Source organism: Dyadobacter sp. HNCC25DJ183, from assembly GCF_056895175.1.
This window is the reverse complement of the sequence record NZ_JBXHAP010000004.1, coordinates 221,987-239,557: the sequence shown is the minus strand read 5'-3', so window position 1 is coordinate 239,557 and position 17,571 is coordinate 221,987. Positions and strand designations below refer to the sequence as shown.

Here is a 17,571-nt window from a genome sequence, read left to right as displayed (position 1 = left end):
CAGGATAGCTTTGTGAAAACAACTCACCATGACCAGACATCTTACTTTCTCCAAGGCTGCAAGTGCAGCTTCCATCATTCTGGCGTCCATGACGTTTTCAGGATGCGCATTGCAGGACCATACCAACCAGCCCGTCGATCCCGACAAGCTTGTAAACCGTTCGGTAAACCCCGCGTTGATTCAGTCACTGCCCGGATTTGAAGACCTGAAAATCACGACGCTGATCAGTTCAGACGACCAGCTTCCCGAATCGCCGGATTTCATTTACGGCGCACAGCCGGACGGAGGTGCATTCATGAAAAACCCGAATGGCGAAGGATTTGTGATGATCAACAACCACGAGATCCTGTTTTCTGTATCGCGCGTTTACCTGGATAAAGAACTGAAACCGGTAAAAGGCGAGTATATCGTAGATGCGGAAGGCGGACAATGGAGACTTTGCTCTGCTACCATGGCAACGCCAGAAGAGCACGGTTTCGGGCCGTTATTCCTGACTGCCGGAGAATCCAACTCCGAATCGATGACACACGCGATCGATCCTTTCGCTCCGGCTGACAAGAAAAACAAGACGCGTACTGTGGCTGCATTCGGTAAATGGAATGCGGAAAACGCGGTACCACTTCCGAAAGATGCATTTCCCGGAAAAACGGTGATCATCATCGGTGAAGATGATACAAACGGGCAGCTGGTAGCTTATGTATCGGATGTAGTAGGTGATTTGAACAATGGTAAACTATATGCACTGCGCCGTACCAACCAGGAAAGCGTAGAAACGGATATGGTAAAGGGCCAGAGCTACGATGTAGAATTCGTGCCTTTTGACAATGTAAAAACGAGCACAGGTACAGAATTGCAGGCGCAAACCGTGGACAAGAAAATGATCCAGTTTGCCCGGGTTGAGGATATCGACTACGTAAAAGGCGGCAATGGCGCCGGACGCGAGATCTACTTCACCGCTACAGGTGTGAGCCAGCCGGATAAAGTAACGCCGGTAGCAGGCAAGAACATGTGGGGCCGGGTGTACCACCTTGAATTTGACAAAACCAACCCGCTGAAAGGAAAGCTGAACATCATTATGGACGGTGCCGATAAACCTGGCAGCTTCATCGTGAACCCTGACAATATCTGCGTCACTAAAAACTACGTGTATGTACAGGAAGACGGTGATTCGTTCTACCGCGACAATGACCACGACGGTACGATCTGGCAGTATAACATTGCGACCAAGGAGAGCAAGGCAATGCTCCGCATGAACCACCGCCGCAACGATCCGACATTCAATGCGAAATACAACTCCGTGGGTAACAACAGTCTGAGTACCTGGGAATACGGCGCGATGATCGATATTTCAGAAGTAACAGGTATTCCTGAAACTTTCATGATCAACCTGCACCCGCACACGTGGCAGGATGAAAAATACAAAGGCGCTGACGGAAGCGGCATTTCTACCAACAAAGAAGGCGGACAAACCGTGATCGTAAGAGGTATCAGACAATAATTGATCAGAACATCATGCATCGGGAAGGTTCCGCTACGGAGCCTTCCTTTGTACTTATATATGTATGAAAAGATTTTTGGTATTAATGGGCTGCTTGTCGGCCTGGCTGGTGGTCGGCTGTACCGGCGGGCGGGACGCAAGCGAAAAAGTTTACGCACAATTTCTGGAAGATCTCAACACGCTCATTGCGAGGAATGAAGACTTCCTGGGTTATGTACGTACCAGCTCCGACAAAACTGAATTGCAGGAGAAGTTTCTCGAACTCAGGCTGCATTACAAGAAAACAGAGGCTTTTGCCGAGTACTTTTTTCCTACCACCGTCAGGCTTGTGAATGGCGCGCCGCTGGATGAGGTGGAGGATGAGGAAAATGCCGTTTTTGAGCCGGGTGGCTTACAGGTGATCGAGGAGCTGATTTATACAGACGAGCCGCTGAACCGGGAAGAGCTGATCCGCCACGTTCGGAAGTTGCAGGTGAACAGCAAGCGGATGAAAATGTTATGGGCTGATATCAGGATCACGGACTCGCATGTGCTGGACGCAATCCGTCTGGAAATGTTCAGACTGATTTCGCTCGGTATCTCCGGTTTTGACACACCGGCATCGGGCAATGCGATCGCCGAAAGCAAAGTGGTGCTCCTCGCTACGGAAGACTATCTCGGCTTTTATAAAAGAACATTGCCGGAAGTTGACCAGCTGCATGAGCGCATTGAAAATGCCGTGAAGTTTTTAGATAAAAGTAAAGACTTCAACAGTTTTGACCGGGCGGCATTTATCACCGAACACATCAATCCTTTTTGCGAAGCCCTGCATGAAAACCAGGTGCTGGCATCCATTCCGTTCAGTAAAGACCGCAAGTTGCTGCGCAGCGATGCGGCGACCCTTTTTGAGAAAAATGCATTTGATCCCGAAGCAATGGTCTCGGTGAGCCGGTTCAGTGCTACCGCAGACCGTGTCGCGCTGGGAAGAAAACTCTTTTTTGACGCACGCGTATCGGGCAATGGGAAAACAAACTGCGGCTCCTGCCACAATCCGGCGCTCGCTTATACCGACGGACTGAAAACAAGCAACGGCGCGGCCGACAATCCGATCCTGCGAAATGCACCCACGGTCATGTATGCGGCTTTGCAGCAAAATATGTTCTACGATTTACGTTCACCTTCCCTGGAAGACCAGGCTGCGGACGTGATCCACAATACCGACGAAATGCGCGGGTCTTTGAAGGAATTTACGCGCTTGCTCACCGCTGACAAGGAATATCGCACGCTCTTTGAAAGAGCTTATCCTGAGCTTGACAGTATCCGTCCGGTTTTTGTCCAGAATGCGCTTGCCACTTTTGTCCGCTCGCTCAGCCCGTTCAATTCTCCTTTTGACAGGTATATGCGCGGCGAGAAAAAAGTATTGACTGACAGTCAGGTGGCGGGTTTCAATGTATTTATGGGCAAAGCCAAATGCGGTACCTGCCACTTTGTGCCGCTGTTTAACGGAACCGTGCCGCCGGATTACCAGCGCACCGAATCGGAAGTGCTCGGTGTTACCAGCAATGCGGATTTTGTACACCCGGTGATGGACACGGACAAGGGCAGGGGCAAGTACAACCGTTTTCCGCAGTGGCAGCACGCATTTAAGACAAGTACGCTCAGGAATATTGCGAAAACCGCGCCTTACATGCACAATGGCGCTTATGCGACTTTGCAGCAGGTTATGGAATTTTATAACGAAGGGGGAGGAGCAGGATTGAAAATCAGCGTACCTAACCAGACGCTGGCTGCTGATAAGCTGAATCTGACGCCGAAAGAGATAGCGCAGGTGATTGATTTTCTTGAAAGTCTTACCGATCAGCCTCAATAACCAACACGGAATCTCCTGTGTTGACGGTACCCGTTCCTAACCCGATCACATTTTGGCCGAACCGGATCTTCTTGTCAGACCTGCGATAGCCGGCCAGCGTTTTGAGCGGTTCGGGACTGCGGTGGCCGGTTTGCTGGTCAACCGTCACTACCACGCACCTTTCGCAGGGAGATACTACTTCGAAATTAATGCCGCCGATCGAGATGTTTTTCCATGAATCTTCTTCAAAAGGCAAAGTGCCTGCGACTACGAAATTCGGACGAAAACGGTCCATGGTTACGGGGTGCATGAGCCTGCTGTTCAGATCGGCAAGGGAGGCTTCGGAGATGAGGAGAAATGGAAAATCATCGGCAAAGCTGACCCGCTTTTGCTCACTTCCGAGTCCGGGCGGCGAGAGGCGCGAGGAGGATTCCGGGAGTTTCACAAGCTGTACTTTCCTGCCCAGCTGGGCGGAGAGCCATTTATCGGCCTCGTCAGATACCGTGCATGCGGTTAATCTGTCTTTCCAGATCTTAATGCCTTTTTCCTGATCAGTAACAGGATCAAATGGTACCTGAATGCAGTTTTGCGGATTGTTTTTATCAAAAATCTCCAAACCTCCGGCATGTACCGCCACACCGATCAGCGCCATTCTGTTGTGCTCCCGCTGGGTCAGGAAAATGCCGTTTTCATCTACGATCAGCCAGTTGCGGTCCCATTGCAGCCCACGCTCTTCCACCTGCGCCGCACTTAGTTTTACCCCGCCAAGCGACTTTACCGGATAAATCCATATTTCAGAAAGATTGGCATGGGTATCTGTCATAGGCTTGTCTCGGCGATCTTTTCAGCGATGAATTCAGAGGCCTGCTCACAGAAGTCAAGCCCTGAATAGTCGGGATTATGACCGCCGATATAGGGTACCGCCATGATATACACGCGCTCGTTTGGCGCACCGTATTCATTGACGATCTGGAAGCAATCATTGATCGCCACGCCGGGTACTTTCAGGAAATAGTCGCCCACTGCATTGCGCACGATCCTTTTATCGCCTTCTTCCAGCATTTTGAACGCAACTTCTTGTGACTGGAACCGCTGATGCGCCTCACTCACCGACTTTTTCATCAGCAAACCTTTGAATGGGAATTCTTCAAACGAGAAGGTTTTCTGTCCGGAACAATCGACGAATGTGCGGAACGTCTTACGGTACGTTTTTCCATCCTCACCCGTGTATTTGTAAATGATCCCGCCTGATTTCTGCGGTATGGTTTCGCCGTCGTGACCTACTGATATGATATCCAGCTTTCCTGCTTCATGCAATGCAAATAATTCGTCGCAGGAGCTCTGCGGCACAAATGCGATCACTGTGGCAATGAGCGGTTTTAAAACTGTTTCCAGCCGCATCATATCTTCGGCAGAGAAGTATTTGGCGGGGTAGTTGAGCAGAAAGCTCAGTTCAGCCAGCATTTCTTTCCAGTAAATGGACTCGCGCTGTTCAATGGACTTCAGGGCTTCATTATATTCTTCCCTGAAAAGCTCGAATGGTGGTTTCCCTTCGCGCATATCCATCGCCATTTTCACGAATTCCTCCATCGTCAGGTTCTTGATTTTGCGATAGATTTCGGGATGTCCATCGCGGAAACCTTCCTTGAAGTTCTTTTCAAAAACATAATCCAGCGGCAGGAATCCATTATTTTCCTTCCTTTTCTTGATAACCTCTTCCTCGGTGAGCAGGGATTTGCCAGTCACCTGCGGTTCTTCCAGGTGGAACCTGATCGCAGGCAGCAGCCCGTTCCTGGAGTGCATCATGATCTTGAAACGTGAACTTTGCTTATCGCCTTCGTAAACGAGCTTGTTTTGTTCGTCGCAGTAAAAGCGGCCGTTCTGCCTCGCCAGCGTCCTGATCGCGTCTATCGCTGTCAGCGAAGCTCCCTTGATGGCGACGGTGTGGTTCAGTTTCAGTTCCAGTTTTGAAGGAGGATAGGGAGAGTCGAAGTATCCTTCAATCTTCCCTTCGTGCCTGGCCGGCCATTTGTGCCCGGTGCTGATCACCACCGCGTCAAATTCCTTCGGCTCGCTTCCTTGGGTTTCAATGAGGACCGTCTGTTGCGTGGGGTAATCGGTGATATCCGAAACCTGGCTGTTATAATGTACATTGGTCTTTATTCCTTTCTTATCGGCTTCTGCTTTCAGGAGCTGGAACTGGTCAGACAGATACTCGCCAAAAAGCAGTCTAGGCAGAACGTGGTACTTGTTGAATTTAGTAGGATCAATGCTGAACTGAGAGAGCCGGCTTTCGGGAACCGTTTTCATCCATTCCTGGATGGTCGTGACGAGTTCGGGAATTTCGTTACCTGACACGTTTGTGATATGTTCACGATTGGCGCCCTGTTTGCTGTACGGCATGCCGGCGCCGAGGGTTTCTGTTTTTTCAAAAATATCGATATCGTAGCGGGTCTTCGATCTGACCAACTTTTTATACATAAAAAGGCCGCTTGGTCCGCCTCCGATAATCGCAATGCGCCTCCGCGCTTTTCTCAGGGTCATAAAGTTTTTGATAGAGTCAGTTGTGTTCCATTGTATGTATATAAAAATTGATCCAGGAGTAAACTAACCGCGAATCAGCCCTTGCTGACACAGAATTCTTTGCCCAGGAAATCCTGCACAAACTTTCGGGGAGTTGTGGAAAGGTAATGGCGGAAGTCGCGGATCAGGTGGCTTTGATCGTGATAGCCAAACTGGTCGACGACGGAAAGCCAGTCAACCGAGCTCCCGTCCTGCTGAATGAATGCAATAACCTGTTTGAAGCGCAGGAAACGGGCGAGCTCCTTAGTCGAGAACCCCATATATTTTTGGAAACGCATCTGGATCGTACGCGTTGAAAGATCCGCGTCAATGGCAATTGCCTTGGAGGGCTGCGCATTGCCGGATCCCGGTTGCTGCGAATCACCAAGCAACAACTGCGCTTCTGCATCGGGCTCTCGTATGAAGATATTGCCATAGTCGATCAGTACATTCATGCGGCTTTCCAGCGTATGAAGTGGCTTCAATATCTCCCAAAGTTCCCTAAATCCGCCGATACCCAACATTACATCCGGGTTCCTGATCACCTCACTTTCCATGGTATCCACCGGAACCTGGAAGAGCCTGTAAAATCCATTGGGCCTGAATACAACGACCATCAGATCAGCTTTTGGCAGCAGCTCATAGTTCATCATTTTACGCAATGGTCCCGCTACGGCGACCTGTTCGAGCATTTGGCTTTCCGCCGCTTTGTCCCCGAACGAAACCTTGACCGGCTCGCTAAAATTGAAAATCAGCATCATTTCCAGGCTGGGTGACAAATGCTGCGTCATCGTAGCAAAGTCTTCCGGCGTGCGGATACAGTATACGTGCTTGATCACGTCGGACAATTCACCTGCCACTTCAAAATGCCTGCCAATTGGCTGCGGAGGTACATTGCCGGTATCTTTCATGCGTTTTTATAGTTGGCGTGCGTTTCGTTTTCTTACAATTTCCGCAGCAAGCAGGCTCCTAATTTTGGTAAAAAATAAATCAAAACCATAAACTTTTACCACAAATGGAAACTGCAAAATCACCCAAAATCCTGATCACCGGCGCAACCGGAAACATTGGCAAGGAACTTACGCAATACCTGTCCGGCAAAGGCACCCCGTTCCGTGCAATGGTGCGTTCACTGGATAAAGTGAATGCCGAATACCAACTGAATGCAGAATATGTAACAGGCGATTTCAACGACGCGCTGTCGCTTCAAAGTAGCCTCACCGGTATCGAAAAAGCATTTCTCCTCACAAACTCTTCCGAACTCGCAGAAGCCCAGCAGCTGCGTTTTGTAGAGCTGGCAGTGAAAGCGGGTGTAAAACACATTGTCAAACTCTCGCAATGGGCCGCAGACCTGCATTCGCCGGTTAGGTTTTTACGCTACCACGCCGCAGTGGAGCAGGCCATTATTGAATCCGGGGTGAAGTACACATTCCTGCGCCCGAACTTGTTCATGCAGGGACTGCTGGAATTCAGGGATACCATTCGTTATCAGGACCAGTTCTTCGGAGCGATCGGGGAGGCCAAAGTGAGCGTGGTGGATACCAGGGACATTGCCGCTGCTGCGGGTGAAGCCTTGACAAGCGCGGCGCACGAAAACAGGATTTACAACCTGACCGGCCCGGAAGCTTTGTCGCACTACGAAATGGCCGCGCGATTGTCGGAAGCTGCCGGAAGAAACATTCGTTTTGTCGACATACCGTCAGAAGCGCTGCGCGATATGTTGCGGCACGTCGGCTTTCCCGATTGGCAGGCAGAGGGTTTGATCGAAGATTATGCACATTATAAAAGGGGAGAGGCGGCTTCGATTGAAACCGGCGTGCGGGAAGCAACAGGCCAGGAGCCGCGCAGCTTTAATGCATTCGCGGCAGATTATACAGCTCTGTTTGCAAAATGAAAAAATGACAATTCCGAAGTGCCAGCGTGCCGGGAATAGTATTTGCTGTTTTGCTGAGAAATCAGGCGTTTTTTCACATAACTGAAAACGATATGCATATCATACTGGGAGGTACCGGTCACGTAGGTTCAGCTGTTGCCAATGCATTGCTCAGCAAAGGGGAGCCGGTGACCATTGTAACGCGAAATGCGGAAAATGCATCAGCTTTCACCAACAAAGGAGCGCAGGTAGCAATCGCTGATGTTTTTAATAGTGAAGATTTGAAGCGTGTTTTTGCAAAAGTTAAAACACTTTTCCTGCTCAATCCGCCGGCATTGCCACATACCGATACAGTAGAAGAGGAGAGAAGGAGCTTAACCTCCATTTTTAAAGCGATGGACGGTTCCGGGTTAGCACGCATCGTGGCGCTGTCAACTTACGGGGCGCAGCCTGGCGAACACATCGGCGACCTGGGTACATTATACGAAATGGAGCAGGCGCTGGGGCGGCAAACCATTCCATACGCCGTTATCCGCGCAGCGTATTATATGAGCAACTGGGATATGTACATTGACCTGGCCAATCAGACAGGCGAACTCCAGAGTTTATATCCAGCTGATTTCAAGATCCCGATGGTCGCGCCCGAAGATATCGGTGAGCTCGCGGCTGAGCTGCTTACAGGTTTTGACAAGAATGCAGAAATGCATTATGTTGAAGGTCCCGAGAATTACAGTTCCGGCGATGTAGCAGCCGCTTTTTCTCACAAACTGCAAAAAACAATAACTCCCGTTGAGGTACCTCAGCAGGATTGGCGAGGGTTTCTGACCGGCGCGGGCTTCTCCGAGTCGGCAGCTGAATCACTTGCAAATATGAGTGCGATTACATTGAACAGATCGTACGAAGTGACGTTGGAGCCGCACCGTGGCAGGATTACTTTGCAGGAATATATCGGTAAACTTGTGCCTTCGCAGGTGACTTTTTAAAAGTTGCCTGCGAATTCTTTTCCAGATTTAATGTCTGTCAGCGAAACTGCATTGATGCTGCCAATGCCGGAGAATGAAATGCTGACGCCATAAATGCGGTGCAACGGGCGCTGGTAGCCGCCTTCGTACACAAGTTTATCGTTGATGTACAGTCTGGCGCGCTTATTTTCGATCCGCAGCTGCAACTTCCCGCCTGCACGAAAATCTGCGCCGAGGAAGTCCAGTCCGTTCTGCTTGCCATCTTTGGTAATCTCCGAAAGTTGCAGTTTGGTCCAATGCAGGCAGCCTGGCTTCATCACATCCACCACGTGCCGCGCAGACTCTCCGAAAATCGTCAGCTGTACCTGTGAGCAACGCACGCCGGCGCGATCGGCTGAGGTTTGTATGCTGGTTACAAGATTGAAATTGTCGCCATCGATCTCCGTGGGCTGGCTGTTGATGAAATCGACAAAGAAAGTACGGTTTGTATCTACACCAGCCCGCGCCACTTCTCCGGCGCTCACAAAATTCTTCCCGCCTTTAAACAGCCCGGGTATCTCAACAGGATATACGCGCGTGGTATCATGCATCATATCTGCCGTAGCGGTCCACCCATTTGAGTGCAGATACACGACCGAGGAGTCAAGTACCTGTTTGTTGAGTTTGAGAAATGCATAGTACCTGCCCGGACGTTCGTAGTAATGCGTTACAACGCTATCGGCCTGCGACAATGCAGCTTTCCTTCCGTCGCCGAATTCCAGGTAGATCCGGTCGGACGAATCTTCATACTGGCTGGCCCCGGCAATGGAAAATACGGCCGAATGCGGGTTGCCTCCCACGGGATTGCGGCAGGTCAGGCGGGCTGCATCCGCGGGTGTGCCATAATGCGCGGCGTAATATTCCGCTGCGCCGATCAGCACGATCAGCAGGATCAGACCGGAAAGCAGTTTTAGTGCGTACCTCTTGGAAACAGGCTTTTTTGGTTGCCGGACAGGCTCTTCATCAGCATTTGATTTTACCTCTGTCATAAGATTCGCGGGAATGGAAACGGGCTGCGCTAAAAGCGGTTTTGCTTGCGTAAAACTCTCCCAGTCGCGGTAGCCGATGTAGCTGGCCAATGCGTCGCGCGTTGCCTTTTGCGGATAGTAGCGGTCTCCGGTTTTGATTTTGCCAAAAATGCGTTTCAGCGTATTGGGACTGATCTGTACGTGCGTCTTCTTGTAAAGGATGCTGCTCAGCCGAATGTAGTCGCTGTTTGTCCATTCCGGGATATCAGGCTTGCCATAGATCTCGCTGATCAGCTGACACCCGTAGTCGAGGTGGTCTAACTGGCTGGTCTGACCTTGTCCATTCTCCATAATGCTTTTACTCTAAACTCCTGATATGTAAAGGTTTGTCTTGTCCATAATTTTGTACACGCAGCTGGTCAAGCGCTTTTTCGGATCACCGTATTATGCAAAATTATATTTGCTAACTCAAATTTCTCATTATTACCAGGTTTGCGGATCTGGCCTAAACCTAAATATCAGAAAAATATGCGACAAAAAACTCTACTAGGTTTTGTCATGTTGCTCTTTGGAATTACACCATTAATGGCGCAAACCAGGGAGATAACCGGCAAAGTTACAGACGAGGCTGCAAAGGAGTTACCCGGTGTGAGCATCGTTATTAAAGGAGCCCAGCGTGGTACTGCTACCGACGCCAACGGGTTATACAAGCTGACTATTCCTGACCAGGGCCCGGTCACGATCACCTTTTCATTTGTAGGCTACCAGAGCCAGGACGTTTCACCAGCCGGACAATCCGCGCTGGACATTACTATGAAGCCGGAAGATAATGCTTTATCGGAAGTAGTAGTGGTAGGTTATGGTACGCAAAGGAAGAAGGACCTGACCGGCGCCATTTCATCCATCGGCTCCAAAGAGGTAGCCGGCCGGCAGACTATTCAGGTTTCCGAAGCATTGCAGGGAAGCATAGCCGGTGTGTCGGTAACACGCAGCAGCGGTGCGCCGGGAGCGAGTTCGAATATTCTGATCCGGGGTATTACCACCATTGGTACCAATAATCCGCTTGTGATCGTCGACGGTGTGCCGGTAAGCAGCATTGATAATGTAAACCCTGGCGACGTGGAGAACATTACCGTTTTGAAGGACGCGGCTTCTGCGGCTATTTACGGCTCGAGGGGTGCCGCGGGGGTTATTCTTGTAACAACGAAACGCGCCAAAAACGGACAGGGTAGTCTGGAATACACTTACGAATATGGCGTGCAGCGTGCTACTGCGATGCCAGAGTATGTAGGCGTGCAGGATTATATGCGGTATTTCAATGAACAAACCACCAATGACGGCGCAAGTACGGGACCGTTTGCGCAGGCTTTTATCGATTCATACCTGGATAACAACCGGGCAAATCCCGACGAGTTCCCCAATACAGACTGGCAGCGTGCATTGATCACCCGTAAGAATGCGCCCCGCCAGCGTCACGATCTTGTGTTTACAATGGGAACCGCCAAGATCAAAACCAAAGCTTCGCTGGGCTATTCCAGCTCGGGCGCATTCTACGACAACCGTTCTTACGATCGCTATCTGTTCCGGGTTAACAACGACCTGCAGGTCAATGATAAGATTGGCGTAAACCTGGATGTTTTTTACAAAAGGACAAACAACAAGGGTAATGCCAATGAACTGCCTAACAGTGACTTCAATCCGATTTACGAAGGCCGGATCATGCCGCCGATCTACGACGATGTGTATTCGGACGGAAGACTGGCATTTGGAAAAGACGGAAGGAACCCGCTGGCCAAGCTTCGGGATGGCGGATTCACGCGCGCGCTTTCCAACCAGATAGGAGGGCGGATCTCATTCAACTACAAGCCGGTTGACGGGCTGACAGTCACCGCGTTGGTAGCGCCCGTTTTTGATCTTGATAAAAACAAATACTTTTCCAAGCAGATCCGCTACACCAATCCCGACGGAACGCCGAGTACGATTGTGAACCAGGCGCGTACCGTACTAACGGAAGGCCGCTCGGAGGCGATGAGTATCAATGGACAGCTGCTTGCGAACTACGTGAAGGAGATCAATGGCGCACATACCATCGATATCCTGGCAGGTTTTGAAGAAAATTACCGCTCACTGGAAGAGCTCACCGCGTCGAGAAGCGGGTTTGCATTGACCAGTTTTCCTTACCTGAATTCAGGTTCCACGGAGCTGCGCGACAACTCGGGCAGGGCCAATGAATCAGGATTACATTCGTTTTTCGGAAGAGTGCAGTACAATTATAAAAGCAAGTATTTCCTGCAAGGGAACCTGCGTTCCGATCTTTCATCGAGGTTTGCAGCTGCTTACCGTAAAGCGGTTTACCCGTCAGTATCAGCAGGGTGGACAATTTCCGAAGAGAATTTCATGAAGGGCAGCAACTGGCTTTCATTCCTGAAACTGAGAGGCTCCTGGGGAGAAGCGGGCAATGAGCGGCTGCTCGACAAAGACAATAATCCGGCTTACTATCCTTACCTCGCCACTATTGATTTCAGTACCGCACTTTTTTACCAGAATGGCAGCGTAGTGCCGCTGACGGGCGGCGGGCAGCAAGTTTATGCGGTTGAAAATATCTCCTGGGAAACCAGCCGTACCCTTGATTTCGGTCTGGATGCAGCGTTCCTGAACGACAGGCTGACCATTGCCGCAGACTATTACAGGAAAACAACCACCGACATTCTGCTGCCGCTCGATATTCCATTGTACCTCGGTTTCGACAAACCCAACCAGAATGCAGGTACATTAAAGGTACAAGGCTGGGAACTGGAAGCAGCCTGGCGCGACCGCATTGGTAAGATCGGCTATTCGGTAGCAGCTAATTTATCAGATGCGAAATCGACCGTCGGAGACCTGAAAGGCACGGAGTTCCGCGGTGACCAGATTATCCGTAATGGAAGCGAATACAACGAATGGTTTGGGTATTTGTCCAACGGACTTTTCCAGACGCCGGATGAAATTACCGGAGCGCCGGTACTGAATGTAACCACCAAGCCTGGCGACGTCCGGTATGTGGATGTGAACAAGGACGGAAAGATCACCACCGACGACAAAGTGCTCCTCGGCGGCGCATTGCCCCGCTATTTGTATGGAGGTAACCTGCGCGCGGACTATAGCGGATTTGATTTCGGGGTGAGTTTTCAGGGAGTTGCTAAAAAGCTGTCGCGCCTGAACAGTGACGCGGTGCAGCCTTTTGCAGAAGCCTTCGGCAATATGCCGGCGGAGATGGTGGGCAAGTTCTGGAGTGCAACCAATTCGCCTGAACAGAACCTGCGGGCGACTTACCCGAGACTTTCGCGTACTTCCAATGCGGCCAATTATACCCTTTCGGATTACTGGCTGATCAATGGCGGCTATTTCCGGGTGAAGAACATCACGCTGGGCTACACTTTGCCGCAGAACCTGATCAAAAAAGCAGGTGTGCAGAGCTTACGGTTGTATATGTCGGCGAATGATGTTTTCTCGCTAAGCAAATTTCCAAAGTACCTCGATCCGGAATCGGCCAGCTACTCTTACCCGATCGTCACCACGCTCATGGCAGGCGCAACCATTCGTTTCTAAACCCAACCCGGCATTTACCTCATGAAAAAAATAGCATTTACTTTTCTCGTGGCGACGGCACTATCGGGCTGTCACACACTCGATCTCAATCCTTTATCGGAAGCTTCAACCGGGACATTTTACGCCAACCAGACGGAGCTTGAACTGGCAGTGAACGACCTGTACCGCACTGCATTCTGGTCGAATGACAATGAGCTTTTCAGCGACAATGAGTGGCACCGCGGCCAGCTGACCAATGCAGTAATCGGCGGCACGATGAATGCCGATGATGCGGCTGTGCAGACATTCTGGCTTAATGCATACAAGGCGATTGCACGCGCCAACTCGTTTATTGCCAACAAGGAACGCGCCGCTGCCAACACACCGGCTTCCATCCTGGTTCGCCTTGAAGCTGAAATGCGCCTGATCCGCGCTTACCAGTACTCGCGCCTGATCACGCATTTCGGCGATGTGCCTTTGCTCACCGAGCCGCTCCTGCTGGAAGAATCGTATACGGTAGCGCGGACGAACAAAGATGAGATCCTTGCATTTGTTTTCTCCGAGCTTGATTTTGCAGCCGAAAACCTGCCAGTAACCTATGCGACAGCGGAGACAAAAAGGCTGACAAAAGGGGCAGCGCTCGCTATTAAGTCGCGTACTGCCTTGTATATGGGCAAATGGGCGATTGCACGCGATGCGGCGAAAGCAATTATGGACTTAGAAGCGGGTTACGAGCTGCATCCGAGCTACGCGCCGCTCTTTACCCGGGCCGGTGAAACAAGCCGCGAGCTGATCATCAGTATTCCGCGGGATGAAAAACAGCAGGTTTTCAGTCCGGCAATTTATGTCCAGGATAATATTTCAAGAAATGCAGGCGGCTTCGGCGCGCAGCTTCCTACAAGGGATATAGTGGACGCCTATGAATGTATTGACGGCAAGCCGATAGATGAATCGCCGCTTTACGACCCGAAAGCCCCGTTTAAAAACCGCGATCCACGCCTCACAGCCACGGTAGTTGAGTTCAATACCCAGTGGCTGGGCTACAATTACACGCCGCACCCGGACTCTTTGCAGGTTTTCAGTTCGAAGGAAAACAGGAAGGTACCTAACAAAGACACACGTGCAGTGGCTGCATTTGCAAGTTTCACCGGGTTTTTATGGAAAAAAGGCATTGACCAAACCTGGGCGGACAGGCTCGTTGAAGACAATGACGCAATCATTATCCGCTATGCCGAAATACTGCTGACATACGCCGAGGCGAAGATCGAGCTTGGGGAAATTGATGCGACCGTTTTGACGGCAATCAACCAGGTAAGGGCGCGCGCTTACGGGGCGGGCGTGGAAGAAACCAAATCGTATCCTGCTGTGGCAGCTGCCAATGCGAATGTATTGAGGCAGCTGGTACGCCGGGAGCGTCGGGTAGAGTTCCCGCGTGAGGGCTTGCGCTACATGGACCTGATCCGCTGGAAGCTCGCCGAAAAAGTACTTACCCGTCCGGTAATCGGTCTGCCTGATCCCGCCACACAAAACCGCGCCAAATGGCCATTCCCCGGCGTGACGCCACTTGATGACGATGGTATTGCCGATTATTCAGGATTTGGTACCGACGTAAAAGTGCTCGCGCAGCGGAGTTTTGACAAAAGCCGCCAGTACCTGTGGCCGATCCCGGCTGTGGAACGCAGGGTGAATACCAATATCACGCAAAACCCTGGTTACTAGTTTTCATTTTCCCATTTATAATAAGCTTAACGATTGTTTTAATGAAAAGATATTCACTCCTGACCCTGTTGCTGGGTTGGCTGGTACTCTGCGGGCATGCTGCCAAGGCGCAGCTCAAAGGCAAACCATCGTTTAGCGGGATATACCCGCACCTGGCGATGTACAACAATGAAGGCGAATGTGGCACCGGGGCGGTGGTACCCTGGGCAGGCAAGCTTTGGGTGATCACTTACGGCCCGCATTTGCCTTTTGGCTCTTCTGATAAATTGTACGAGATCAGCGCGGACCTGAAACAGACTGTTTTCCCGGGCAGCATCGGCGGTACTCCTGCTAACCGCATGATCCATCATGAAAGTAAACAGCTTTTTATAGGACCTTATGCGATTGATGAAAAGGCCAATGTGCGTGTGATACCTTACAAGGAAATGCCCGGCAGGCACACAGGCAATGCAAGGCATTTGACCGATCCTAAGAACAAAATCCTGTACGGGACTATGGAAGAGGGGGTTTATGAAGTTGATGTTGCTACGCTGAAACCGACCATGCTTTATGAAGACGGGAATGTAGACCGCGCCAAAGCGGCCGATAAAGCGACTTACCAGTTTAAGGGATTGCTGCCTGGAACGCATGGAAAGGGTTTTTACTCGGGCCAGGGTGTGGTGGTTTATTCCAATAACGGCGAACCTGGAAAACGTGCCGAGATCGACTTTGATATCGAATCGGGTGTGCTGGCGGAATGGGATGGGAAAGACTGGAAAGTGGTGCGCCGCAACCAGTTTGTGGAAGTAACAGGCCCCGGAGGCATTTACGGAAACAAAAATGCAGCAACAGACCCGATCTGGGCGACCGGCTGGGACCATAAGTCGGTGTTGCTGGGTGTACGCGACAATGGGAAATGGAGCTTTTACAGGTTGCCAAAAGCAAGTCACGCTTACGATGGCGCCCACGGCTGGAACACCGAGTGGCCGCGTATCCGGGACGTGGGAACGGCCGCAAAGCCCGACTATCTGATGACCATGCACGGTATGTTCTGGCAGTTTCCAGGTGCTTTCACTTCGGGAAATGCTGCCGGAATACGTCCGCGCTCGGCTTATCTGAAAGTGATCGGCGACTATACCCGCTGGAATGATCAGCTTGTATTCGGCTGCGATGATTCGGCACAACGGGAGTTTTTGAACAAAAGAAAAGCGAAAGGCGGCATTGAAGGTCCGGGACAATCCAACTCCAACCTGTGGTTTACCCCGCTTGACCAGCCCGATAAACTCGGCCCGAACACCGCAGAAGGTTCGGTTTGGTTGAAGGAGAATGTCAAAGCAGGGGAAACTTCCGAGCCGTTTTTATTTGCGGGCTGGCCTCAAAGGTCTGTTTGGGTGCAGAATAACGGAGATAGTGAAGTGAGCTTTGCCATGGAAGTAGATAAGAACGGAAAAGGAAGCTGGTCTGCATTGCAATCCATTTCGGTACCCGCAAAAGGCGCCAAACGCATTGATTTTACAAATGCAGAAACAGGCGAGTGGATCAGGCTGAAAGCGGCAACTGCCACGAACGTGACGGCGCACTTTTACTACTCGGACACTGACCAGCGTACTGCTACGCACGATGCCATTTTCAATGGCCTGACCCTGGCCTCCAATGCCACAACCAGAGGAGGATTGATCTACGGCCTGGGCGAAAACCGTCGCACCATGGCATTGGCCGGCATGGATTACAGCGGAAGCGCACCGAAAGAAACGGGCTACTATGAGCTGGATGCCGATATGAAACTGACGCGAAAAGACGATGCGAAAACGCTGGATTTTGTAAAAACCAAATTTGCGATCCCGCAGAAAGTGGTAACTGTGGATGCAGCTTCGGTGCTGGTCGTGGATGATAAGGGAAGGCGCTGGCGGCTGCCACTGGGGAACGACGCTTTTACCGGCCTGACAAACGATGGCGCATTGCGGATTTGTCGCGAGGTAGCCACCGAGCGCGACCTTTTCAACTGCCACGGGACGTTTTACGAGCTGCCTGCCGAGAATGCAGACGGTTACGCGAAGATCCGCCCGGTTGCTTCGCACAACTTCCGGATCAACGACTACGCTTCGTACCGCGGCTTGCTGGTGATGACCGGTCTTGATGCCGACGAAGCCGCTAAAAACAACCATATCATCGTTTCGAATGACAAAAAAGCGGCTGTGTGGGCAGGTGCGATCGACGACCTTTGGAAGCTGGGCAAACCAACCGGCCACGGCGGCCCGTGGAAAGACACGAAAGTGAAAGCAGGCGAATCTTCCGATCCTTACCTGATCAGTTTTTATGACAAAAAGAAACTGTCGCTCTCACATCATGCAACGGCGGCTGTTACATTCACCCTTGAAGCGGATCCGGTTGGAAACGGTCCCTGGATGGAGTACAAAACCTTCACAGTAAAGCCGGGCGAGACACTCCATTTCGATTTTCCAAAAGAGTTTGCATCCCGCTGGATCCGGTTCCGGACCAACGCCGACTGCCAGGCAACTACATGGCTCGACTATAAGTAGGACAACCTTTATACGGTCTTTATACAAAAAGTGTGC

General features: G+C 51.0%; 11 protein-coding genes. 7 read left to right on the top strand and 4 right to left on the bottom strand.

Annotated features, from left to right (window positions below; translation table 11 throughout):
* The first annotated feature begins 28 nt into the window (after nucleotides 1-28).
* Together AC1XTG_RS11530 and AC1XTG_RS11525 are read left to right on the top strand one after the other, a co-directional pair.
* Entirely contained in the window at nucleotides 29-1,498 is a 1,470-nt protein-coding gene (locus AC1XTG_RS11530; RefSeq protein WP_484842105.1) for a PhoX family protein, read from the top strand.
* A 64-nt stretch (nucleotides 1,499-1,562) separates the two neighbouring features.
* Entirely contained in the window at nucleotides 1,563-3,347 is a 1,785-nt protein-coding gene (locus AC1XTG_RS11525; protein ID WP_484842104.1) for a cytochrome-c peroxidase, read from the top strand.
* On the opposite strand, the gene AC1XTG_RS11520 is transcribed toward AC1XTG_RS11525, so the two are convergent.
* The 3 genes from AC1XTG_RS11520 to AC1XTG_RS11510 all read right to left on the bottom strand — a co-directional run bounded on the left by AC1XTG_RS11520 (nucleotide 3,328) and on the right by AC1XTG_RS11510 (nucleotide 6,799).
* Nucleotides 3,328-4,149: an MOSC domain-containing protein gene (locus tag AC1XTG_RS11520; RefSeq protein ID WP_484842103.1), complete on the bottom strand. Its 822-nt coding sequence runs from the start codon at nucleotides 4,147-4,149 to the stop codon at nucleotides 3,328-3,330. The two genes, AC1XTG_RS11525 and AC1XTG_RS11520, sit on opposite strands and share 20 nt — an antisense overlap.
* Nucleotides 4,146-5,870, bottom strand: a complete 1,725-nt coding sequence (locus AC1XTG_RS11515; RefSeq protein WP_484842102.1) for an FAD/NAD(P)-binding protein — start codon at nucleotides 5,868-5,870, stop codon at nucleotides 4,146-4,148. The genes AC1XTG_RS11520 and AC1XTG_RS11515 overlap by 4 nt, the downstream gene beginning before the upstream one ends.
* A gap of 74 nt (nucleotides 5,871-5,944) precedes the next feature.
* Nucleotides 5,945-6,799: a helix-turn-helix domain-containing protein gene (locus tag AC1XTG_RS11510; RefSeq protein ID WP_056282524.1), complete on the bottom strand. Its 855-nt coding sequence runs from the start codon at nucleotides 6,797-6,799 to the stop codon at nucleotides 5,945-5,947.
* 104 nt (nucleotides 6,800-6,903) lie between these two features.
* Between AC1XTG_RS11510 and AC1XTG_RS11505 the strand changes: the two genes are divergently transcribed.
* A complete protein-coding gene (locus tag AC1XTG_RS11505) occupies nucleotides 6,904-7,782 on the top strand; it encodes an SDR family oxidoreductase (protein ID WP_484842101.1) in 879 nt (292 codons plus the stop codon).
* Nucleotides 7,783-7,874: 92 nt separating this feature from the next.
* The gene (locus tag AC1XTG_RS11500) at nucleotides 7,875-8,744 is read left to right on the top strand and encodes an NmrA family NAD(P)-binding protein (RefSeq protein WP_484842100.1); all 870 of its coding nucleotides are present in this window, start codon (nucleotides 7,875-7,877) and stop codon (nucleotides 8,742-8,744) included.
* On the opposite strand, the gene AC1XTG_RS11495 is transcribed toward AC1XTG_RS11500, so the two are convergent.
* Complete coding sequence (locus AC1XTG_RS11495; protein WP_484842099.1) at nucleotides 8,741-10,081, bottom strand: hypothetical protein; 1,341 nt, start codon at nucleotides 10,079-10,081, stop codon at nucleotides 8,741-8,743. The two genes, AC1XTG_RS11500 and AC1XTG_RS11495, sit on opposite strands and share 4 nt — an antisense overlap.
* 177 nt (nucleotides 10,082-10,258) lie before the next feature.
* On the opposite strand from AC1XTG_RS11495, the gene AC1XTG_RS11490 reads away from it, so the two are divergent.
* From AC1XTG_RS11490 to AC1XTG_RS11480, 3 genes are read left to right on the top strand one after another with little or no spacing between them, the layout of a single operon-like run.
* Nucleotides 10,259-13,318 (top strand): SusC/RagA family TonB-linked outer membrane protein, encoded by a 3,060-nt coding sequence (locus AC1XTG_RS11490; RefSeq protein ID WP_484842098.1) that lies wholly within the window; start codon nucleotides 10,259-10,261, stop codon nucleotides 13,316-13,318.
* Nucleotides 13,319-13,339: 21 nt separating this feature from the next.
* Complete coding sequence (locus AC1XTG_RS11485) at nucleotides 13,340-15,016, top strand: RagB/SusD family nutrient uptake outer membrane protein (RefSeq protein ID WP_484842097.1); 1,677 nt, start codon at nucleotides 13,340-13,342, stop codon at nucleotides 15,014-15,016.
* Nucleotides 15,017-15,057: 41 nt separating this feature from the next.
* A complete protein-coding gene (locus AC1XTG_RS11480) occupies nucleotides 15,058-17,535 on the top strand; it encodes a hypothetical protein (RefSeq protein ID WP_484842096.1) in 2,478 nt (825 codons plus the stop codon).
* Nucleotides 17,536-17,571 lie beyond the last annotated feature (36 nt).

Excerpts from the sequence above, each read along its gene's own strand:
- AC1XTG_RS11530 (WP_484842105.1), top strand. The coding sequence starts at position 29 with ATGACCAGACATCTTACTTTCTCCAAGGCTGCAAGTGCAGCTTCCATC.
- AC1XTG_RS11500 (WP_484842100.1), top strand. The coding sequence starts at position 7,875 with ATGCATATCATACTGGGAGGTACCGGTCACGTAGGTTCAGCTGTTGCC.
- AC1XTG_RS11515 (WP_484842102.1), bottom strand. The coding sequence starts at position 5,870 with ATGACCCTGAGAAAAGCGCGGAGGCGCATTGCGATTATCGGAGGCGGA.
- AC1XTG_RS11480 (WP_484842096.1), top strand. The coding sequence starts at position 15,058 with ATGAAAAGATATTCACTCCTGACCCTGTTGCTGGGTTGGCTGGTACTC.
- AC1XTG_RS11525 (WP_484842104.1), top strand. The coding sequence starts at position 1,563 with ATGAAAAGATTTTTGGTATTAATGGGCTGCTTGTCGGCCTGGCTGGTG.
- AC1XTG_RS11485 (WP_484842097.1), top strand. The coding sequence starts at position 13,340 with ATGAAAAAAATAGCATTTACTTTTCTCGTGGCGACGGCACTATCGGGC.
- AC1XTG_RS11505 (WP_484842101.1), top strand. The coding sequence starts at position 6,904 with ATGGAAACTGCAAAATCACCCAAAATCCTGATCACCGGCGCAACCGGA.
- AC1XTG_RS11520 (WP_484842103.1), bottom strand. The coding sequence starts at position 4,149 with ATGACAGATACCCATGCCAATCTTTCTGAAATATGGATTTATCCGGTA.
- AC1XTG_RS11510 (WP_056282524.1), bottom strand. The coding sequence starts at position 6,799 with ATGAAAGATACCGGCAATGTACCTCCGCAGCCAATTGGCAGGCATTTT.
- AC1XTG_RS11495 (WP_484842099.1), bottom strand. The coding sequence starts at position 10,081 with ATGGAGAATGGACAAGGTCAGACCAGCCAGTTAGACCACCTCGACTAC.
- AC1XTG_RS11490 (WP_484842098.1), top strand. The coding sequence starts at position 10,259 with ATGCGACAAAAAACTCTACTAGGTTTTGTCATGTTGCTCTTTGGAATT.